Origin of the sequence: Antrihabitans stalactiti, assembly GCF_012932915.1 — a bacterium.
In the GTDB taxonomy this organism is placed as follows: Bacteria; Actinomycetota; Actinomycetes; order Mycobacteriales; family Mycobacteriaceae; genus Antrihabitans; species Antrihabitans stalactiti.
Window position 1 is genome coordinate 155,433 of the sequence record NZ_VCQU01000010.1, and the last position, 17,977, is coordinate 173,409.

A 17,977-nucleotide genomic window follows, 5' to 3' on the forward strand; every position below is an offset into this window, starting at 1 on the left:
TTGCTGCGCACCGTCCGGCAACCCGCATCAGCCCCTTTTGGAAGGACTACCCATGGCCAACGAGGCCACCTCGACAGCCGAATCGCCGCCAACCCCTCCGACTATCTCCTCGCCGGCTGCGACTCGTCGCGCAGTGCTCAACACGCTGCGAGGGTCGTCGGGCAATCTTGTCGAGTGGTACGACGTCTACGTCTACACCGTCTTCGCAACGTACTTCGAGAACCAGTTCTTCGACTCGGCGGAAAAGAATTCGACGCTCTACGTCTACGCCATCTTCGCCGTCACCTTCTTGATGCGGCCGGTCGGATCGTGGTTCTTCGGCCGCTACGCCGATCGCAACGGGCGCCGTGCAGCGCTGACGTTCAGTGTCTCCCTGATGGCCGCGTGTTCGCTGGTCATCGCCCTCACCCCCGGACGGGAGAGCATCGGCGTATGGGCGGCGGTGATCCTCGTCCTGAGCCGTCTGGTCCAGGGCTTCGCGACCGGTGGAGAATACGGCGCATCGGCGACTTACATGTCCGAGGCCGCCACTCGCGAGCGTCGTGGTTTCTTCTCGTCGTTCCAGTACGTCACCCTGATCGGCGGGCATGTTCTCGCACAGGTGACCCTGCTGCTGATGCAGGTATTCCTCGACCGTGGGCAGCTCGAGGAATTCGGTTGGCGCATAGCCTTCTTCATCGGTGGCGTCGCGGCGGTAGTTGTGTTCTGGCTGCGCCGCAGCATGGACGAATCGCTGACGAAGGATCAGCTCGACGCCGTACGCAGCGGAGCCGACCAAGCCTCCGGTTCGATAAAAGAACTCATCGGCAAATATTGGCGAGCGCTGCTGATCTGCTTCCTGGTGACGGCCGGTGGCACCATCGCTTTCTACACCTACAGTGTCAACGCGCCCTCGATGATCAAGACCGCATACGACGACCGGGGAATGACCGGCACATGGATCAACCTCTTCGGTTTGATCTTCCTTATGCTGCTGCAGCCCATCGGAGGACTGATCAGCGACAAGGTGGGTCGCAAGCCGCTCCTCGTCTTCTTCGGAATCGGCGGCGTGCTGTACACGTACGTGCTCATCACATACCTGCCGACGGCAACCTCGGTGGTCCAGTCGCTCGCCCTGGTATGCGTCGGTTACGTCATCCTGACCGGTTACACCTCGATCAATGCGATCGTGAAGGCTGAGTTGTTCCCCTCGCACGTCCGTGCACTCGGTGTCGGTCTCGGTTACGCGCTCGCCAACTCTGCGTTCGGTGGTACCGCACCGCTGATCTACCAGGCGGCGAAGAGCGGTGGCCATGTTTCGTGGTTCATCTTCTACGTGACGGTCGTGATCGGGATATCTCTGTTGGTCTACATCTTCGTTCTACGGAACAAGGCAGAGACCGTCCTCGACCGCGAGCAGGGCCGAGCATTTCAGTAGGACGCCACGCTTACAGTGACTGACATGGCCAAGCCCGCAGCGTTGCTCTCCAGGAGAGCGACGCTGCGGGCTTGTTTGTTGACACTCGGGGCTACTGCGGTGGGTTCCTGTGCATCGGCCCCGGCGCCGCAACTACGTTTCGCAGCAGGCGAAGTGGGCGGGTTCTTTTGGGAGTTTGCAGGCCTGCTCTCCGCCGCTGCCGCGAAAACCGATGCAGCGGAGATTATTCCGCTCACGACCGCTGGTTCCATCGACAATCTCCAAGCATTGGATTCCGGGCGAGCTGACCTGGCGATGACGCTCATCGACGCCGCCTACAGCCACCGGAGTTCGAATCTGGCGGCGGTCGGGTGCGTCTACGAGAATTACTTCCAGGTCGCAGTGCGTGCGGACTCGGCCATCGAGGCAGTCGCGGATCTGCGGGGCTTGCGCGTCAGTATCGGTGCCCCGGGGTCCGGTGCGGCCGTGGTTTCGCAACGAATCTTCGACGCAGCGGGTTTGGGGGATCCCGGTGCAGTGCAGCAGGTCCAGTTGTCGATGCGCTCTGCGGCAGAAGCCCTGTCCAACAACGAGGTCGACGCCGTGATGTGGGCGGGCGGGCTACCGACTCCAGCGTTTGCCGATGCTCGTACCGCCATCCGCTTGCTCGATCTGGGTGAAGTCGTGGCGAACCTGCGGAGTTCTTTCGGCACCGCCTACGAGTCGGTGCCGATTCCCGCCGACGTGTACGGCAAACACGCGAAGGTGACGACAGTAGGAATTCCGAATCTGATGTTGGCACACCCCGCGGTGCCGGACGGCGTTGTCGCGGCACTGGTGGGCCTGCTTCTCGACCAGTCGGCTGCTCTCGTTCCCGGGCAGGCGATCGGGAGCCAATTTCTCGACGCCCGATCACTCGTCATGACCGGCAGCGTCCCCCTGCACCCGGGGGCCGAACGGGAATATCGCAAACGACACGGCTGATCGGAAATGCTGTAACAGACAGCATGCTGCGCGGCCTATTTCGGCTTAGCGATGCGAGTGAATGACAACGACGGCTGAGGTGACTACCGCGACTTTCGAAATTGTTGATGCGAAAGCTCGCAGTAAAGACGATCTTGCTGGAGCACGAGGCGCATACTCGATTTGCTCTTTCTGCCCGGGGCGGGATCTGAGCGCGTTGCGACGATTGTGGTGAGCCCATTTCTGGAGGTGCGATGTCTTCTGCTGATCTCGTAATAATCGGCACGGTTCTGACCGTCGATGATTCGCAACCCACTGCTGAAGCCCTTGCAGTCGCGGACGGCCGGATCGTCGCAGTAGGGAAGCGCTCCGACGTGGAGAGTTGGATCGGTCCGAACACACAAGTGCATGAGCTCGGCGACGCGTGCGTCATGCCGGGTTTGATTGAGGCACATGGACATCCGCTCATGGAGGCCCTCGTCCTTTCGGACAGTATGGCTGACATTAGGCCGGTCACCATGCGAAGTCCCGACGATGTGGTCGCAGCGGTCGCAAACGAGGTCGCCAAGCGAGGCGCTTCTGGTGCCTACTTGCAGGGCTGGGATCCACTGTTGCAGGTTGGATTGCCGGAGGTCACGCTGGCGTGGCTCGATTCGATGGCTCCGGAAACACCGCTCGTCATCCTGCATAACTCTGGGCACTTGGCATACTTCAACTCCGCGAGCGCCCGGGGTGCCGGCGTGACCCGAGACACGGTCAATCCCAAGGGCGCACTCTACGGTCGAGATGCCAATGGTGAACTCAACGGCAAGGCCGAAGAGTCAGGTGCGATCTTCCCACTCCTTGCGCCGGTGCTCGGCGATGGGAAGGAATACCCGGCGATGTTTCTCGCCGAGTGCGCCCGCTTGAACAAGGCGGGGCTCACGACGTGTTCGGAAATGGCGTTCACTCCGACGTTCAACCCGGTGCTCAACGGACTGAACGACGCGGGTTTGCTGACCGTTAGGTTCCGCACCTACGAGATCTGCAATGACGAGATGAAGACCGACATGGCTCCGGTCAACGGGGACGACATGCTAGCTCAGGTGGGAATCAAAATCTGGTTCGACGGATCGCCGTGGATCGGCAATATCGATCTGTCTTTTCCTTACCTCGACACCCCCGAAGTGCGGAGTATGGGGATCACGCCTGGCTCATGCGGGCACGCCAACTACACCGCAGAGGAACTCCGAGAGATCGTATTTGCATATTTTCCGCTCGGATGGCCCATGGCGTGCCATGTCATGGGCGATGCCGGAGTGGACACGGTGCTCGATATATACGAAGAAGTGCTCGCGAGCCATCCGCGCGACGATCACCGACTGCGGCTCGAACACTGTTCGACCATGCGACCGGACCAACTCGAACGCGCCGTCAAGCTTGGGGTTACCTGCAGCTTCTTCGTCGATCAGATCCACTATTGGGGCGACGTTCTCGTCGACGGGCTTTTCGGTGAAGAGCGTGGCTCACAGTGGATGGCGACGGGCTCGGCAGTGGCTGCAGGAATGAAAATATCGCTGCACAATGACCCGCCGGTGACTCCGGAGGAGCCGCTGCGGAATATCAGCGTCGCGACGACTCGCACCGCTCCGAGCGGTCGGGTGCTCGCGCCCGAACAGCGGTTGACCGTCGATCAAGCGATCCGCGCCCAGACCATCGACGCGGCCTGGCAACTATTCGCCGACGACATCATCGGATCGATCGAAGTCGGCAAGTACGCCGACCTGGTCGTCCTGGCGACGGATCCGCGAACCATCCCACCGGAGGACATTCAGAACCTGGAGGTCCGCGCGACTTTCCTTGCCGGGCAACAGGTGTACGGTCAAGCGCTCGTCGCCAACTGAGAATCATCACCTTTGACCAAGCCGGGTGCTCCCGCGTCGGTGGCACCCGCGCCAACACCGCCTTGCCGATGGATGGCAGCACGGTGGTCCGCGCGATCCTTAGCGAACGGCAGGCATCCAGAGTCGCGCGACGGTCGCGACCCACTCGACCGCTGCACTGGGATCCTCCGGTGGTGCTTCGACGAGCACCAGTTCGTCGACGCCCAATGCCGCTAGGGCGGCGACGTCGCTAGGTTCGACTTCGCGCAGCGCGACGGCCAGCCGCAACTCGTTGAGGTGGCGAGCCTTTTCGCGGCACAGATCGCGCAGGACCCCGATCCGCTCACCGACCTCGTCGACGCCGGCGAGATTGAACCCGTACCACCCGTCTCCCCAGCCCGCGACGCGTCGCAGCGCGGCATCGCTGTTGCCGCCGACGACGATCGGCACGCGTCGGTCACGGACGGGCTTGGGATTGACACGCACCGAGTCGAACCTGACGAACTCGCCATCGAACGACGCGACATCGTCAGACCACAGCGCTCGAATAGCGGCGACGTACTCGTCGGTGCGGGCACCGCGGCGTGCGAACGGAACACCGAGCGCGTCGAACTCTTCCTTGGACCAGCCGACGCCAACGCCGAGCGTCAGACGGCCGCCGCTCATCCGATCGAGCGTCGCGGCCTGCTTGGCGACGAGCACCGGGTTGTGCTCGGGTAGCAGGAGCACGCCGGTCGCAATGCCGATTGTGCTCGTGGCCGCCGCCGCGAAACTCAGACCGATCATCGGGTCGAGCCAGTCCGCAACAGCAGGCACGGCGATCTGACCGTCGTCTGCATACGGGTATCGCGACGCTGACTTGTCCACCATCACCACGTGCTCGCCCGACCACAACGTCGCGAATCCGTTGCTTTCGGCGGCAGCCGCGACCGCGTCGATCACACCTCGCTGAGCGCCGGTACCGATACCTAGGGCATGCAATCCCAATCGCATTCCATAATCGTCACACACACGGCCAGCTCAATGGATGGCATGCACCGCGATCTTCGTGGCGTCGGCGACCGGTGCGCTGTCCGCCTTCGCGTCCTCGTCGGGCTTGGCACTCAGGATCGCACTCGCGATCGGCACGCCGTGCTAAGGGTCGGTGGACACCGGCGGGTAGCTCTCGTCGGATTCCTCGGCGATAGACCATGACTCACGCCTACCACCATCATGCAGGCGGCGAAGGCGCCATTGGCAGCAGCATGCAGGTTGCGACCGCGTGGGCGATGAGCTTGTCGTTGCTGTCGGTGATTGTTGCCTCGGCGGTGGCGGTGCGTCGGCCGATCGTCACAACGCGCCCTTCGCAGGTAAGCAGCCCGCTGTCGGTAGTGGCTGCTCGGGTGAACTTGATGGTCAGGTCCAGCGACGTATAGCCGGTCCCGGCTGGGAGCTTCGTATGGACGGCGCATCCCAAAGCGCTGTCGGCGAGGGTGGAGAGGATGCCGCCGTGAACCGAGCCGATCGGGTTGTAGTGCCACTCGCCGGGCTCGAGTTGGAAGATGGCCCAGCCGTCTCCCACCTCGATCGGCATGATGCCGGTGGTCGCGCTGACCGGCGGTATCGGCAACTCTCCGTTGCCGATTCGGGTGAGGAAGTCGAGTCCGGTGCTGACCCTAGCGGCGGCGGCGAGCGCGATCGGGTCCTCCCATGCGTACGCGCGTTCCCGGTTCATCGGAGTCCGCCCGCTGGTCCCGCCGAAGGGTAGGTGGTGTCGGGGGCTGGGCCGAGGGCCAGGGCAGTCTCCGATCTGGGGACGAGATGTCCTTTGGTGCAACGCAGTTCGGCGTGCACGGGTGCGTCACACCCGCGATGAACGGTGTGAAGGGGTGGACCTGGTTCGCCCGATTCCCATCGGTCACCCCAGTCCCGCAGGGCCGACAGCACGACTCGGAGTTCGGCACCTTTTTGGGTCAACCGGTATTCGTGCCGTTCGCGTTGTCCCTCTTCGCGATAGGGCCGGCGCTCGAAAATGTTGGCCGCGGTCAGTTCGGCGAGCCGTTTGGCTGCGGCCGATTCCGAGACCCCGACGCGCTCGGCGAAGTCGTCGAAACGGCGGGTCCCCAGGAACGCTTCACGCAGCAGCAACAAGCAGATCCGGTTGCCGATCACGTCGAGTGCGTTGGCGATCGAGCAGTTGGTGAGAGTCAACTCGGCACGGTCGAGAAGGAGGTCGGGCATAGGAGAACTGTAGCAGCTGACTTGTTAAACGACTAGTCAGCCGATACGTTCATCTGACTAGTCAAATAAGAAGTCAGGAGAGTGAAGTGGAATCTACGCGAGCGAATCGAGACGGTGGCGAGCGAGGGCTGATCGTCACGGTGATCGCGATGTGTATCGGCTCGATGGTGACGTTTCTGCAGATCACGGCGTCGGTGTCTTCGCTCGGGGCAGTTGGTCGTGCGTTGCACGTCGCACCTGCGACTCTGGTCTGGGTGCCGAGTGCCTACACACTGGCGGTGGCAGCGTTGGTGCTGTCCGCCGGAACGCTGGGCAACCTGTTCGGGCGCCGGCGGCTGTTCCGCTTGGGCGCGGTCGTGCTCGCGCTGGGGGCCATGGTGATCGTCGTTGCCGATTCCCTTTCCATGGTCATCACCGGACAGCTCGTCGCCGGTGTCGGTGGCGCTCTGATTTTGCCCAACAGCCTGGCTATCGTTGCGGCGTCTTCGCCTGACCCGCATCGGCGCACCGAGCTGATCACGCTCTGGGCGGCGTCGTCGGGGATCGGCTTGGCGGTGGGGCCGATAGTGTCGGGCATTCTGCTCGATCACCTCGCCTGGAATTACGCGTTCATTCCGGCCGTCGTACTCGGCGCTGTAGCGTTCGGATTCACTTTCGGCGGGGTTCCAGAGTCGAAACAGCCAGCGACGCAACTCGATCCGGCGGGTTTGCTGTTGGGGACCGCCGCAATCGCTGCCCTGGTTTACGGGCTGATCGAGGGCGGCGGCGCGGGCTATAGCAACGAGCGTGTCGTCGTCGCCTGGGCTGTATCGCTTGCCGCGCTGGTCGCTTTCGTCGTCGTCGAACTGCGGGTGGACACGCCGATGCTCGACGTGCGACTTTTCCGTTCTGCGTCGTTCGCCACCATCAGTGTCGTCGCGGCCGTCGCCTTGTTCGGCTTCACCGGCTTGGCAGTAGTGCAGGTGTTGTTCTACGAGCGGGCACAGCAGCTCGATGCGCTCGGTGCCGGTGTGCGGGTGGTCGTGATGTTCGGCGCCTACGTCGTGGTGGGGGCGGTCGCTGGCCGGTTGGTGCGGTTCACCGGCTTCGTCCTGCCGCTTGCGGGTGGACTTCTCATGGGAGCGGCCGCGGCCCTCGGTCTGCTGACTCAGAGTGCAACGACGGACTTCGGCGCAGTCTGGTTCTGGTTCGTGCTCTTCGGTGCGGGCGTCGGGCTGGTTGCCGCGCCCAGTACGGCCGCCGCGATGGTCAGCGTCGATGTCGCGCGCACCGGCATGGCGTCGGGCGCCGTGAACGCCGCTCGTCAGATCGGGTCGGTCCTCGGCTCGTCGACGCTGGGTGCGGTGCTCACCAGCACTCTGATCGGACACTTGCCGAGCGAATTGACCGCCCGCGGGGTCGCGATGCCGGTGCGTGAGGATGTTGTCAGCGCGGTGACATCTGGGCGGTCACTCGACGGAAATCTCAGTGAGAACGTCAGCGCGGCAATCGGTTCGGCGTTCACCTCGGGTGTGCACGCTTCGCTCTGGATCATTGCTGCGGCATTCGGTGTGGGGGCGGTGGCGACGGTGGCGTTCGTACGCAACCGGCCACACACGGCCACAGGACAAACTTCCCCAGCGCCGCGATCTGAGCCGCTCGACGAAAAGTCCGGCGTTCCGCGCTGACGGCGGAAGTGTGGCGATCGCGTACCAGTGCCCGGCACATTCAACCTAGGTCTTCGATATCACGCGCTCCTACCGTTGAGCTAGCGGTCGCGGATCGATCCGCCGCACCCGGATTCCGCTCACCAACACACCCAACCTGGAGGTACGTCGTGGATACCGACACTCGCCGACACGCCGCGACTGCTCCGCCAACGAGCGACCGCGTGCGTCGGTCGGTGGCTTACCCACGCTAAGCCACGTGCCCGACGAACGACGCCGCACACAAGTCGAAGGCACATGGCGCGATCTCGGTTCGCCCCGGATGACTGTTTCTCCGGGGTGAACCGCAACCAGAGTCCCGCTTCCAAAAGGTTGGAGCGCATTTCACGCGTTCACCGGAAAGAGAGAAGAGAAACTGATGTTCCGCACCCGGTTCACTGAGCAGTTCGGCGTTGAGCACCCTATTGTCTGCGGCGGGATGACTGGGCTGGGCACCGCGCAGCTCATCTCCGCGGTCGCGAACGCCGGTGCGCTCGGATTCCTCACGGCGCTCACCCAACCCTCGCCTGAGGCCTTGATCGAGGAGATCCGCAGGACGCGCGAGCTGACGGACAAGCCATTCGGGGTCAACCTCACCATCCTGCCAACCATCAACCCGGTTCCTTACGACGAGTACCGCGCCGCGATTATCGAAGCGGGCATCTCTGTCGTCGAGACCGCCGGCTCGAGCCCCGAGCCGCATCTACCGGACTTTCATGGGGCCGGGGTGAAAGTAATCCATAAGGCGACCTCTGTGCGCCACGCACTTTCGGCGGAGCGTAAGGGTGTCGACGCGATCAGCATCGATGGCTTCGAGTGTGCTGGCCATCCGGGCGAGGATGACGTGCCCGGACTGGTCCTCATTCCTGCAGCGGTGCGCGCACTCTCAGTCCCCGTCATTGCCAGCGGCGGCATAGCCACAGGTGAAGGACTCGCCGCCGCATTGGCCCTTGGTGCCGATGCCGTCAACATGGGGACCCGCTTCATGGCGACCAACGAAGCCCCGATTCATCCGAACGTGAAGGCGCAGATCGTGGCGAATACGGAGCGGGACACGGTCGTGGTGTTCCGTCAGTTCAAGAACAGCGCGCGAGTGGCGAAGAACTCCGTATCTGAGCGAGTCGCGGAAATCGGCAGCCGTCCTGGCGCAACCTTCGCCGATGTCGCAGCACTCGCATCAGGTGTCCGTGGCAGGGCCAAGGTGTTGGACCAGGGTGACATGGAGGACGGCATGTGGTGGGCAGGCCAGACGCAAGGGCTCATTCACGAAGTCGACCCGGTGGATGACGTCGTCAGGAAAATCATCGCCGATGCTCGACGGGCTGTCGCCCGTGTGTCGGGCCTCGTCGGGTGACGGGGAGCCGGGCGTGAAGCTATCGGGCAAAGTCGCGATCGTGACCGGCGGGGGCGGAGGTATCGGGGCAGCCCTTGCTGCCGGACTCGCGCAGCAGGGCGCTCACGTCGTGGTCGCGGATCTCGATCCCGTGCGCACTGGCCAGGTCGCTGCCGCGGTGGGCGGAATCGCGGTAGCCGGGGATGCGTCCCGGGTCGAGGTGTTGAAGGAGATGATCACTGCCGCCGAGGCCAACTTCGGTCCGGTAGACCTGTTCTTCGCCAACGCCGGGATCGGCGGGGAGGCTGGCATCGGGGAGAGCGATGAGGAGTGGCAGCGCATCCTCGACATCAATCTGCTTGCCCACATACGGGCGGCTCGCCTACTGGTGCCGGGCTGGATCGAACGAGGCTCGGGATACTTCGTATCGACGGCCTCGGCCGCCGGGCTGCTCACCCAGATTGCCGCCGGGCCGTACTCGGTTACCAAGCATGCTGCGGTCGGCTTCAGCGAGTGGCTGTCGGTCACCTACGGAGACCGGGGGGTCCGGGTGAGCTGCATCTGCCCGATGGGGGTCAACACCGCCATCCACCACAACGCGCTCGCCGCAGACGACGCGGCGTCGCAGCTCGGGGCGAACGTCGTGGCGAAGGCTGGCAGGGTGCTGGAGCCCGAGGATGTCGCCGCCATCACTCTGGCTGCGATCGAAGAGGAGACCTTCTTGGTCCTCCCGCATCCCGAGGTGCTCGAGTACTACCGGCGCAAGGGATCTGACTACGACCGTTGGCTTGCCGGGATGCGCCGCTTACAGCATGACGCAGCCCGGACTTGATCCCGCGAGACGGGCACCCGCTGGAACGAACGACGTCGAGCAGGACACCACGAATTTGCCCAACGATGAGATGAGGAACTGACATGGAGTTCGAGTTTTCGGACCGCTGCAAGGAATACCGGGAGGAGCTGCTCACCTTCATGGACGAGCACATCTACCCGGCGGAAGGGGTGTACGCCGCACAGATGGCTGAGTCCGGCAACCCCAACTTCCATCCTCCAATCCTCGAGGAGCTCAAAACCGAGGCGCGCAAGCGTGGTCTGTGGAACCTCTTCCACCCGCACCAGGACGAGGCGTGGGGGTCCCCGGGTCTCAGCAACCTCGACTACGCGCCGCTCGCCGAGATCATGGGCCGCAGCCCAGTGCTTGCCCCGGAGGCGTGCAACTGCAATGCGCCGGATACAGGAAACATGGAAGTGCTGCAGCTCTTCGGCACTGAGGAGCACAAGGAGAAGTGGCTGAAGCCGCTTCTCGCCGGGGAGATCGCTTCGGCCTTCTGCATGACTGAACCAGCGGTGGCCAGCTCGGATGCCACAAACGTCCAGCTTGCGATGGTGCGTGACGGAGACGAGTACGTCCTCAACGGCCGCAAATGGTTCGCCTCGAACGCTCTGCACGCCAATTGCAAGGTGCTCATCGTCATGGGCAAGACCGACTTCGAGGCGCCGACGCACCGGCAGCAGTCGATGATGGTTGTCCCGATCGACACTCCCGGGGTCACGATCCTCCGAGGCGTGCCGGTTTTCGGTTACATGGATCGCGAGGGACATGCGGAGATCGACTTTCAGGACGTCCGTGTCCCCGCCACTGCTCTGCTGTCAGGTGAGGGCGATGGCTTCGCGATCGCCCAGGCGCGCCTTGGTCCCGGACGGATCCACCACTGCATGCGCTCCATCGGCATGGCCGAGCGCGCCCTCGACTTGATGATCCAGCGGGCCCAGAGTCGCGTCACCTTCGGTGAGCCGATTGCCAATCGCTCGAACATCCAGGACTGGATTGCGGAGGCGCGTATCGAAATCGAGATGGTCCGCCTTCTCACTCTCAAGACGGCCTGGCTCATGGACACCGTGGGCAATCGGAAGGCACGCATCGAGATTGCCGCAATCAAAGTCGCCGGTCCCCAGATGGCTCTGAAAATCATCGACCGCGCGATCCAGGTTCACGGCGGCGGGGGAGTGACGGACGACTTCCCACTGGCGAGTTTCTATGCGCACCAGCGGACCCTCCGGCTCGCGGATGGACCTGACGAGGTTCACAAGCGAACCATTGCGCGAGTCGAGCTCGCGCGGATGCGAGAGGCCGTCGCCGTCGGCTGAGCACCGTGCTGGCACAGCACCCCATCGCGCCTCGGACTACCAGATCCGAGGCGCGAAAAGTGCATGAGCTGGCCGCCTTCTCCTGAAGGCGCGCTCGTCAATGGACCAGCGATCTGCGACGTACGCCAGCGGACCCGACTGGGTAAAGAACTAGGTCCCAGTCGCAACCTCGCTCAGTGTGCCGCGCGAAGACCAGCGCATTCTCGACGTCATTTTCAACCCGGTCAGCGCTAGTGTGCGCCGCATTCGACCAAGAGTTGTACACCCAGGGGTGTCCCAGGACCTCAGTGAAGCTCGCTGGCTCCGTGTCTTTTCTTTACCGGGGTTGGGCGGGTTCGACCTACGTGACGGACGCTGCATCTTCGTACGTTTGGTGTGACCGGCAGCACGTTTCAGTCGTGCAGCTTACAAGTCGAAACCAGGAGGTACGTACATCATGAATCTTGACAATCGATCGCCCGTAGCCGCGCCGCCGATCCGCGCCACGGTCCATGTCGGCCGGTGGCCGGACGTCCCAGTGGGTGATTGGCCTGAGATGCCGACCGGTACCTTTTCGCCCACCAGTGCGACGCTGATCAGCGGTCCGACCGAGGCGATTCTGATCGATGCGCTGTACCTGAAGGACGACGTGCGAGAGCTTGGGGATCTCATCGAGCGCACCGGGAAGTCTTTGACGACGATCTTCATCACCCACGCCCATCCCGATCACTTCCTGGGGTTCGGTCCGCTTCTCGAGCGATTCCCGGGCGCAAAGTGTGTGGCGATGCCCAACGTGATCGAAGCCATGAAGGAATCGATGGAGCTGATGGAGCGGCAGTGGGAGCTGCTCTTCGGCGATAGCTGCGTGAAGTCAGCGCGGCTCCCCGAACCGATCGAGGGACACACCCTCTTCGTCGATGGGTCGCCGGTGAACATCATCGAGGTCAAGCAAGCCGACATCCATCCGACCTCGGTGGTGCACGTGCCCGAGATCGATGTCGTGGTTGCCGGTGACGCCATCTACAACGAAATCCATCCGATGCTCGGCCTTTCCACGCCCGAGGAATGGTCGGACTGGCTCGAGACCGTGGCCCTGGTGGAGAGCCTGAATCCGCGGATGATCGTGGCGGGACATCGTAGGCCCGATGGCGATGACTACGCGGTCGAAACCATGATCGCCCAGACGCGTTCCTACATTCAGGACTTTGCCGCGGCCTATGAGGTCGCCAAGGACGTCGAGGATCTGGTGACGACCATGGTCGCGAAGTACCCCTATCACGGCAATCTCTGGAGCTTGCAGTTCTCCGCCGGGGGTGCACTCCTGTACCGCGAGACCGGCAAGACAGCGGCGGACGTCGAGCCGGCCGAAGTATGAGATCCAGCGTCATCATCATCAGTTAGCCATGTGCGAAACCGCACGCACGAATCGAAAGGGGATGGGATTCGGGTCCGCCAGGCGGGCACCGCGCCCCGTAACACCAATGACACCAACACGTTTGCCCCGCATCCGACAGGCCGTCCTCGTGGCGCGCGACCGCGATAGCGTCGTGGGCGCGCTGCGGGCGACGCTTCCGCTCGGTGATCCATTTAACGACCCGGAGGTCGCCCAGTTCGGCCTGCAAAACGCCGTCATGCCACTCGGTGACACGTTCGTCGAAGTCATTTCGCCGGTCGAAGAAGGTACGGCGGCCGGCCGCCACCTCGACCGGCTGGGCGGGGACGGCGGTTACATGACGATGTTTCAGGTCGACGACATCGCCGCCGCCCGCGCTCGAATCCAACGGCTCGGTTTGCGCGTCATCTACGAGCTAGACCGCGACGGCGATACGGACATCCATCTTCACCCGGCCGACGTGCCTGGCGCGATCGTCGCGGTCGACCGCATGGAGCAGCCGGAGTCGTGGCGCTGGGCCGGCCCGGATTGGATTGCGAAGGCGCCGAACAAGATTGGTCCGCTCCGAGTTACTGGAGCAACCCTGACTGCCCACGAGCCGAGGATGCTGGCGAGCACATGGGCAGCCGCCCTCGGCGTCGAAGCCGACGGTGACCGGATCGCCCTGGACGGCGGCGAGCTGCACTTCGTCGCGGGAGAGCGCGACGGCATCGCGGCCTTTCACGTCGAGGGGCTCGAGGCCGACGCCACCATCGCCGGCGTCGATTTCGTGCGCGCCTGAACCCGCAGAGGCGCGGCCAGGCCGTCCTCGTCGAGTCCGCGCCTTTTCGGCAGCATGCGACACCCGCATCCCAGGAGAAATGAAAATGGAGTTCCAGACGATCCGGCACGATCTCAACGATGGAATCTTGACGATCACATTGAACCGACCAGAGCAACTGAACGCGTTCACAGTCACGATGGCCGAGGAGCTCGAGCACTCGTTTCGCGCAGTCAATGACAAGGACTCCGTCCGCGCCGTGATCGTGACCGGAGCGGACCGTGCGTTCTGCGCTGGCATGGACCTCAGCCGTAAGGGGAACGTGTTCGGGCTCGACGAGGAGCTCACCCCGGGCCTCGGCGACATGGCCGACCTCGACGATCCGGCCATCGCCGCGGTGCGCGACACAGGTGGGCGTTGCACGTTAGCCATTCACGACTGCCGCAAGCCAATTATCGCGGCCATCAACGGCGCGGCCGTAGGAATCGGCGCCACGATGACGCTGGCGATGGACCGTCGCCTGATGTCCGCCTCCGCGCGAATCGGGTTGGTCTTCGGCCGGATCGGCATTGTGCCGGAGGCCTGTTCGACGTGGTACCTGCCCAGGCTCGTCGGCCCGTCTGCGGCGCTGGACCTGGTCCTGCGCGCCGACATCCTCGACGCCGAGGCGGCTCTCGCGGTGGGGCTGGTCGACGAGGTCCACCCCGGCGAGGACCTGATGACTCAGGCCGTAGCGGTCGCCGACTCTTGGACTCGGGGGCGCTCGCCCGTTGCGGTTGCCCTGAGTCGCCAGATGGTTCGGCGCAACGGCACCTTGGCGCACCCGAGCGAGGCGCACCGGATCGACTCGCTCGCCATGTTCTGGACCAGCGTCGGCGATGGCAAGGAAGGCGTGGCGGCCTTTTTGGAGAAGCGGAAGCCCGACTTTCAAGGACGGGCGTCCACGATGCCCGACTTCTACAACGACTGGGTGACGGGCCCGGGTTCCCATTCGGCGCCTGTGAGGTAGCAGCGCCACCCGATCTTCGACGCGGTTCCGACTCGGTCTGAAGCGCTCCGACGCTGCACCGGACCTACTGACCAACTCCGGTCGCGGCGAATCTTTTTTCGCCAACTAGCTAGCTTGCAGCAGGTCGCCGCCATCATCTGTCGGCGATCGAGGAAGAGGCCTGCTTGGTCCTCCCGCATCCCTAGCTGCGCGAGAGCCGTACCGGCGCAAGGGATCTGACTATGACCGTAGGCTCGCCGGTCCCACGCCGCGCCGAGCGTGGGACTTGCTGACGCCTTCCCTTGAGCCGGGCTTCGTGTCTTTTTTACCGGTTTCAGGCGAGTTCGACCTACGTGACGGACATCTCACCTTCGTACTTTGAGTGTGACCGGGAGCACGTTCACTCGTGCAACTACCAAGTCGAACTCACAGCCAGATCACGTCCAGGAGCACGAGGAGAACCAGCATGAGTATGCGAACACATTTCGTCCAGTCCAGAGCGGCGGCTAACCCCCGGTCTTCGCCGGCTGAGCGGGGACGGCACGCGGTCGTGTTACTGGCGATAGGGACGATGTTGTTTCTCGCGTCCGCCTGCGGAGAATCCGCGGGCACCAATGCCGGGACCTCTGCTCCTGAGGTGGTCGCGGAGGCGAAGGCAGCCGTAGCCGCGAACCGGCAGGGCACTGACCGTGCGTTGCCAACGAGCGCGCCGAAGCCGCAAGCGGGCAAGAACGTCTGGGTCATCTCCTGTTCCCAAGCGGCGGAGGGGTGTTCGAGGCCCGCAGCCGGAGCGCAGGAGGCCGGTCAGGTCATCGGTTGGCAGATGACCGTGTTCGATGGCAAGGGCAGCCCGGACGTCTTCGCGAGTGGAATCCGCTCGGCGATCGCCGCCAAGGCGGACGCGATCATTCTCGACGCCGTGGACTGCGTCGCCGTCAAGAGCGCACTGCAAGAGGCCCATCAGGCAGGCGTAAAGATCTACGGAATCTTCTCCATGGATTGCGACGATGCGCTGGCGGGTGGCGGCGAGTCCTTGTTCGACGCCGAACTCACTTACGAGGGGGGAATGAGCTTCGGGGAGTACGCCGAGGGCCCGTTCATCCGCAGCCTCGCGGACTACGTCATCGCCAAGACCGATGGTGAAGCCCAGATCATCGAGTTCACCCAGGACGACGCTCTCATCGCCAAGCACCTCGGCAAGGGTTTCGAAGCCCGAATCAAGGACTGCTCCGGCTGCACGATCGTTGCCGAGGTGCCCATCACGTTCAACGATCTGATCAGCGGCAACCTGCAGGCCAAGGCCGCGGCGGCGCTGACCCGGTACCCCCAGGCGAACGTCTTGTACGGCCTTTACGACAGTGCGCTGATCCTGGGCATCTCGCAGGCCGTTATCGCTTCGGGCCGGAACGACGACCTGCTGGTGCCCGGCGGAGAGGGTCTGAGCCCGAACATCGGCTTCGTGCGAGACAACAAGGGCCAGGACTCCATCATCGGCTCTCCGGCGAACTGGTTGGGTTGGGCTGCGGTCGACGGCGTGAACCGGTTGCTCCAGGGGCAACCGCAGGTCGACGCAGGCATTGGTTTGCAGACGCTCGATCGCGACGGACCCTTGCTCGCGAAGACGACGTACTACGACGGCAACATCGACGCCAAGGGCAACCCCAAGGTGGACTACCAAGCCCACTATAAGAACATCTGGAGTGGCTCTTGACCGAGGTCCGCGGTGGTGCACAGGACGTCGTCCTGCGCACCACCGCACTGAGCAAGACGTTCGCGGGAACCACGGTCCTGCGAGCGGCCCACCTCGAGGTGCGACGAGGCGAGGTCCACGCCCTCCTCGGCGGTAACGGTTCGGGGAAGTCGACCCTGATCAAACTCCTCGCCGGCGTCTACCACGCGGACCCCGGCGGGCGGATCCAGGTACAGGGCGTCTCCTCGTCGGCCGACGAATGGTCGCCGACGGTGGCGCGCTCCGCCGGGCTGCACTTCGTCCACCAGGATCCCGCGGTGTTCCCCACGCTCACCGTTGCGGAGAACCTGGCCATCGGTCGCGGTTTCGTCCGCGGCGTCGGAGGCCGGATCGACTGGTCCGCAACCCTGCGCCGTACCGCCGAGGTCCTCGAGCGATTCTCCTTGGAAGTGTCGCCGGACACCCCGGTCGCTGCTTTGCGTCCGGCCGACCGCACGATGCTGGCCATCGCACGCGCTCTGCAAGACCAAGAAGGGGCGCACGACGGAGTTCTGGTCCTCGACGAGCCCACCGCGTCACTGCCCGCCGGGGAGGTCGCAATCCTGCTTGCGGCGCTTCGCAAGTATGCGGCCGCCGGTCAAACCATCGTGTACGTGAGTCACCGACTTTCCGAGGTACTCGAGCTCGCGGACCGTGTCACCGTGCTGCGCGACGGTGCCCAAGTGACGACCCGGGACACGTGCGACCTGACTGAGGAAGGGCTTGTCGAACTCATTGCCGGGCGCAAGCTGGACGGGGTTTTTCCCGAGCGGCACGGAGCAGTGGGTCAGGACGTGGTGATGTCGGTGCGCGGACTCGCCGCCGGCCCGTTGCGGGGAGTCGACCTGGATCTGCACCGCGGTGAGATTCTCGGCGTCGCGGGTCTGCTCGGTTCTGGCCGTACTGCCCTGCTGCGGGCCATCTTCGGGGATCTGCCCGTGACCGCCGGCGGGATTCGCTTGGCGGGCAAGCCTTACCGGCCCTCCCGCCCGGCGCGGGCCATGAAGGCTGGGATCGCTCTGGTGCCGGAAGACCGCGGCACGGAAGGCCTTTTCGCCTCGCTATCGGTGCGTGAGAATTTCTCTGCCTCGGTCGTGTCCCGCTATTGGTCACGTGCACGGCTCCAGCACCGGCGTGAGCGCGCCGACGCCCGCCAATTGGTCAGTGCCTACGGGGTTCGGCCGGCAAGTGATCTGCCGATCGCTGGGACTCTGTCGGGCGGCAACCAGCAGAAGGTCGTCATTGCCCGGTGGTTGCGACGCGACCCTGTCGTGCTCCTGCTGGACGAGCCGACTCAGGGCGTCGACGTCCAGGCTCGTGCCGATATCTACGAGCACGTCCGGCAAGCGGCCGCCGCAGGGACCGCCGTCCTACTGGTTACGTCGGACTTCGACGAGTTGGCCCACATGGCCGATCGAGCGGTGGTCCTCCGAGAAGGCCGCGTCGCTGTTGAGGTCCACGGCGCAGACCTCGACCCGCACCGGTTGACCGAACTGTCGTACCTAATCAAGGAGACCTAGA

At 64.0% G+C, this 17,977-nt stretch carries 15 protein-coding genes; 12 read left to right on the forward strand and 3 right to left on the reverse strand.

The window, feature by feature from the left end; genetic code table 11:
* Nucleotides 1-52 precede the first annotated feature (52 nt).
* From FGL95_RS25250 to FGL95_RS25260, 3 genes are all read left to right on the forward strand, one after another.
* Nucleotides 53-1,417, forward strand: a complete 1,365-nt coding sequence (locus tag FGL95_RS25250) for an MFS transporter (protein WP_169592462.1) — start codon at nt 53-55, stop codon at nt 1,415-1,417.
* Between the two features lie 24 nt (nt 1,418-1,441).
* Entirely contained in the window at nt 1,442-2,380 is a 939-nt protein-coding gene (locus tag FGL95_RS25255; protein WP_206072300.1) for a TAXI family TRAP transporter solute-binding subunit, read from the forward strand.
* 233 nt (nt 2,381-2,613) lie between these two features.
* On the forward strand, nt 2,614-4,242 hold the full coding sequence (locus tag FGL95_RS25260) for an amidohydrolase (protein ID WP_169592464.1): 1,629 nt from the start codon (nt 2,614-2,616) through the stop codon (nt 4,240-4,242).
* Nucleotides 4,243-4,341: 99 nt separating this feature from the next.
* Here FGL95_RS25260 and FGL95_RS25265 read toward each other — a convergent pair whose 3' ends face one another.
* The 3 genes from FGL95_RS25265 to FGL95_RS25275 form a co-directional block, all read right to left on the reverse strand.
* Nucleotides 4,342-5,214: an LLM class F420-dependent oxidoreductase gene (locus FGL95_RS25265; RefSeq protein WP_169592467.1), complete on the reverse strand. Its 873-nt coding sequence runs from the start codon at nt 5,212-5,214 to the stop codon at nt 4,342-4,344.
* Nucleotides 5,215-5,431: 217 nt separating this feature from the next.
* Nucleotides 5,432-5,935: a PaaI family thioesterase gene (locus tag FGL95_RS25270; protein ID WP_169592468.1), complete on the reverse strand. Its 504-nt coding sequence runs from the start codon at nt 5,933-5,935 to the stop codon at nt 5,432-5,434.
* Nucleotides 5,932-6,441: a winged helix-turn-helix transcriptional regulator gene (locus tag FGL95_RS25275; RefSeq protein ID WP_169592471.1), complete on the reverse strand. Its 510-nt coding sequence runs from the start codon at nt 6,439-6,441 to the stop codon at nt 5,932-5,934. The genes FGL95_RS25270 and FGL95_RS25275 overlap by 4 nt, the downstream gene beginning before the upstream one ends.
* 86 nt (nt 6,442-6,527) lie before the next feature.
* Between FGL95_RS25275 and FGL95_RS25280 the strand changes: the two genes are divergently transcribed.
* The 9 genes from FGL95_RS25280 (at nt 6,528) to FGL95_RS25320 (ending at nt 17,976) form a co-directional block, all read left to right on the forward strand.
* Entirely contained in the window at nt 6,528-8,108 is a 1,581-nt protein-coding gene (locus FGL95_RS25280; protein ID WP_169592472.1) for an MFS transporter, read from the forward strand.
* Between the two features lie 397 nt (nt 8,109-8,505).
* Nucleotides 8,506-9,480, forward strand: a complete 975-nt coding sequence (locus FGL95_RS25285) for an NAD(P)H-dependent flavin oxidoreductase (protein ID WP_169592475.1) — start codon at nt 8,506-8,508, stop codon at nt 9,478-9,480.
* Between the two features lie 13 nt (nt 9,481-9,493).
* Entirely contained in the window at nt 9,494-10,291 is a 798-nt protein-coding gene (locus FGL95_RS25290) for an SDR family NAD(P)-dependent oxidoreductase (protein WP_169592478.1), read from the forward strand.
* 83 nt (nt 10,292-10,374) lie between these two features.
* The gene (locus FGL95_RS25295; protein ID WP_169592480.1) at nt 10,375-11,607 is read left to right on the forward strand and encodes an acyl-CoA dehydrogenase family protein; all 1,233 of its coding nucleotides are present in this window, start codon (nt 10,375-10,377) and stop codon (nt 11,605-11,607) included.
* 436 nt (nt 11,608-12,043) lie between these two features.
* Nucleotides 12,044-12,961, forward strand: a complete 918-nt coding sequence (locus FGL95_RS25300) for an MBL fold metallo-hydrolase (protein ID WP_169592483.1) — start codon at nt 12,044-12,046, stop codon at nt 12,959-12,961.
* 106 nt (nt 12,962-13,067) lie between these two features.
* Complete coding sequence (locus tag FGL95_RS25305) at nt 13,068-13,760, forward strand: VOC family protein (RefSeq protein WP_169592484.1); 693 nt, start codon at nt 13,068-13,070, stop codon at nt 13,758-13,760.
* Nucleotides 13,761-13,845: 85 nt separating this feature from the next.
* Nucleotides 13,846-14,748 carry a crotonase/enoyl-CoA hydratase family protein gene (locus tag FGL95_RS25310; RefSeq protein WP_169592487.1) on the forward strand — a complete coding sequence of 301 codons (903 nt, stop codon included), beginning with the start codon at nt 13,846-13,848 and terminating at the stop codon, nt 14,746-14,748.
* Between the two features lie 445 nt (nt 14,749-15,193).
* Nucleotides 15,194-16,438 (forward strand): sugar ABC transporter substrate-binding protein, encoded by a 1,245-nt coding sequence (locus FGL95_RS25315; protein ID WP_169592489.1) that lies wholly within the window; start codon nt 15,194-15,196, stop codon nt 16,436-16,438.
* Nucleotides 16,435-17,976, forward strand: a complete 1,542-nt coding sequence (locus tag FGL95_RS25320) for a sugar ABC transporter ATP-binding protein (protein WP_206072302.1) — start codon at nt 16,435-16,437, stop codon at nt 17,974-17,976. Before FGL95_RS25315 ends, FGL95_RS25320 begins: the two co-directional genes overlap by 4 nt.
* The last annotated feature ends 1 nt before the right edge of the window (nt 17,977 follow it).

Excerpts from the sequence above, each read along its gene's own strand:
- FGL95_RS25275 (WP_169592471.1), bottom strand. The coding sequence starts at position 6,441 with ATGCCCGACCTCCTTCTCGACCGTGCCGAGTTGACTCTCACCAACTGC.
- FGL95_RS25250 (WP_169592462.1), top strand. The coding sequence starts at position 53 with ATGGCCAACGAGGCCACCTCGACAGCCGAATCGCCGCCAACCCCTCCG.
- FGL95_RS25265 (WP_169592467.1), bottom strand. The coding sequence starts at position 5,214 with ATGCGATTGGGATTGCATGCCCTAGGTATCGGTACCGGCGCTCAGCGA.
- FGL95_RS25300 (WP_169592483.1), top strand. The coding sequence starts at position 12,044 with ATGAATCTTGACAATCGATCGCCCGTAGCCGCGCCGCCGATCCGCGCC.
- FGL95_RS25285 (WP_169592475.1), top strand. The coding sequence starts at position 8,506 with ATGTTCCGCACCCGGTTCACTGAGCAGTTCGGCGTTGAGCACCCTATT.
- FGL95_RS25305 (WP_169592484.1), top strand. The coding sequence starts at position 13,068 with ATGACACCAACACGTTTGCCCCGCATCCGACAGGCCGTCCTCGTGGCG.
- FGL95_RS25315 (WP_169592489.1), top strand. The coding sequence starts at position 15,194 with ATGAGTATGCGAACACATTTCGTCCAGTCCAGAGCGGCGGCTAACCCC.
- FGL95_RS25255 (WP_206072300.1), top strand. The coding sequence starts at position 1,442 with ATGGCCAAGCCCGCAGCGTTGCTCTCCAGGAGAGCGACGCTGCGGGCT.
- FGL95_RS25295 (WP_169592480.1), top strand. The coding sequence starts at position 10,375 with ATGGAGTTCGAGTTTTCGGACCGCTGCAAGGAATACCGGGAGGAGCTG.
- FGL95_RS25310 (WP_169592487.1), top strand. The coding sequence starts at position 13,846 with ATGGAGTTCCAGACGATCCGGCACGATCTCAACGATGGAATCTTGACG.
- FGL95_RS25270 (WP_169592468.1), bottom strand. The coding sequence starts at position 5,935 with ATGAACCGGGAACGCGCGTACGCATGGGAGGACCCGATCGCGCTCGCC.
- FGL95_RS25260 (WP_169592464.1), top strand. The coding sequence starts at position 2,614 with ATGTCTTCTGCTGATCTCGTAATAATCGGCACGGTTCTGACCGTCGAT.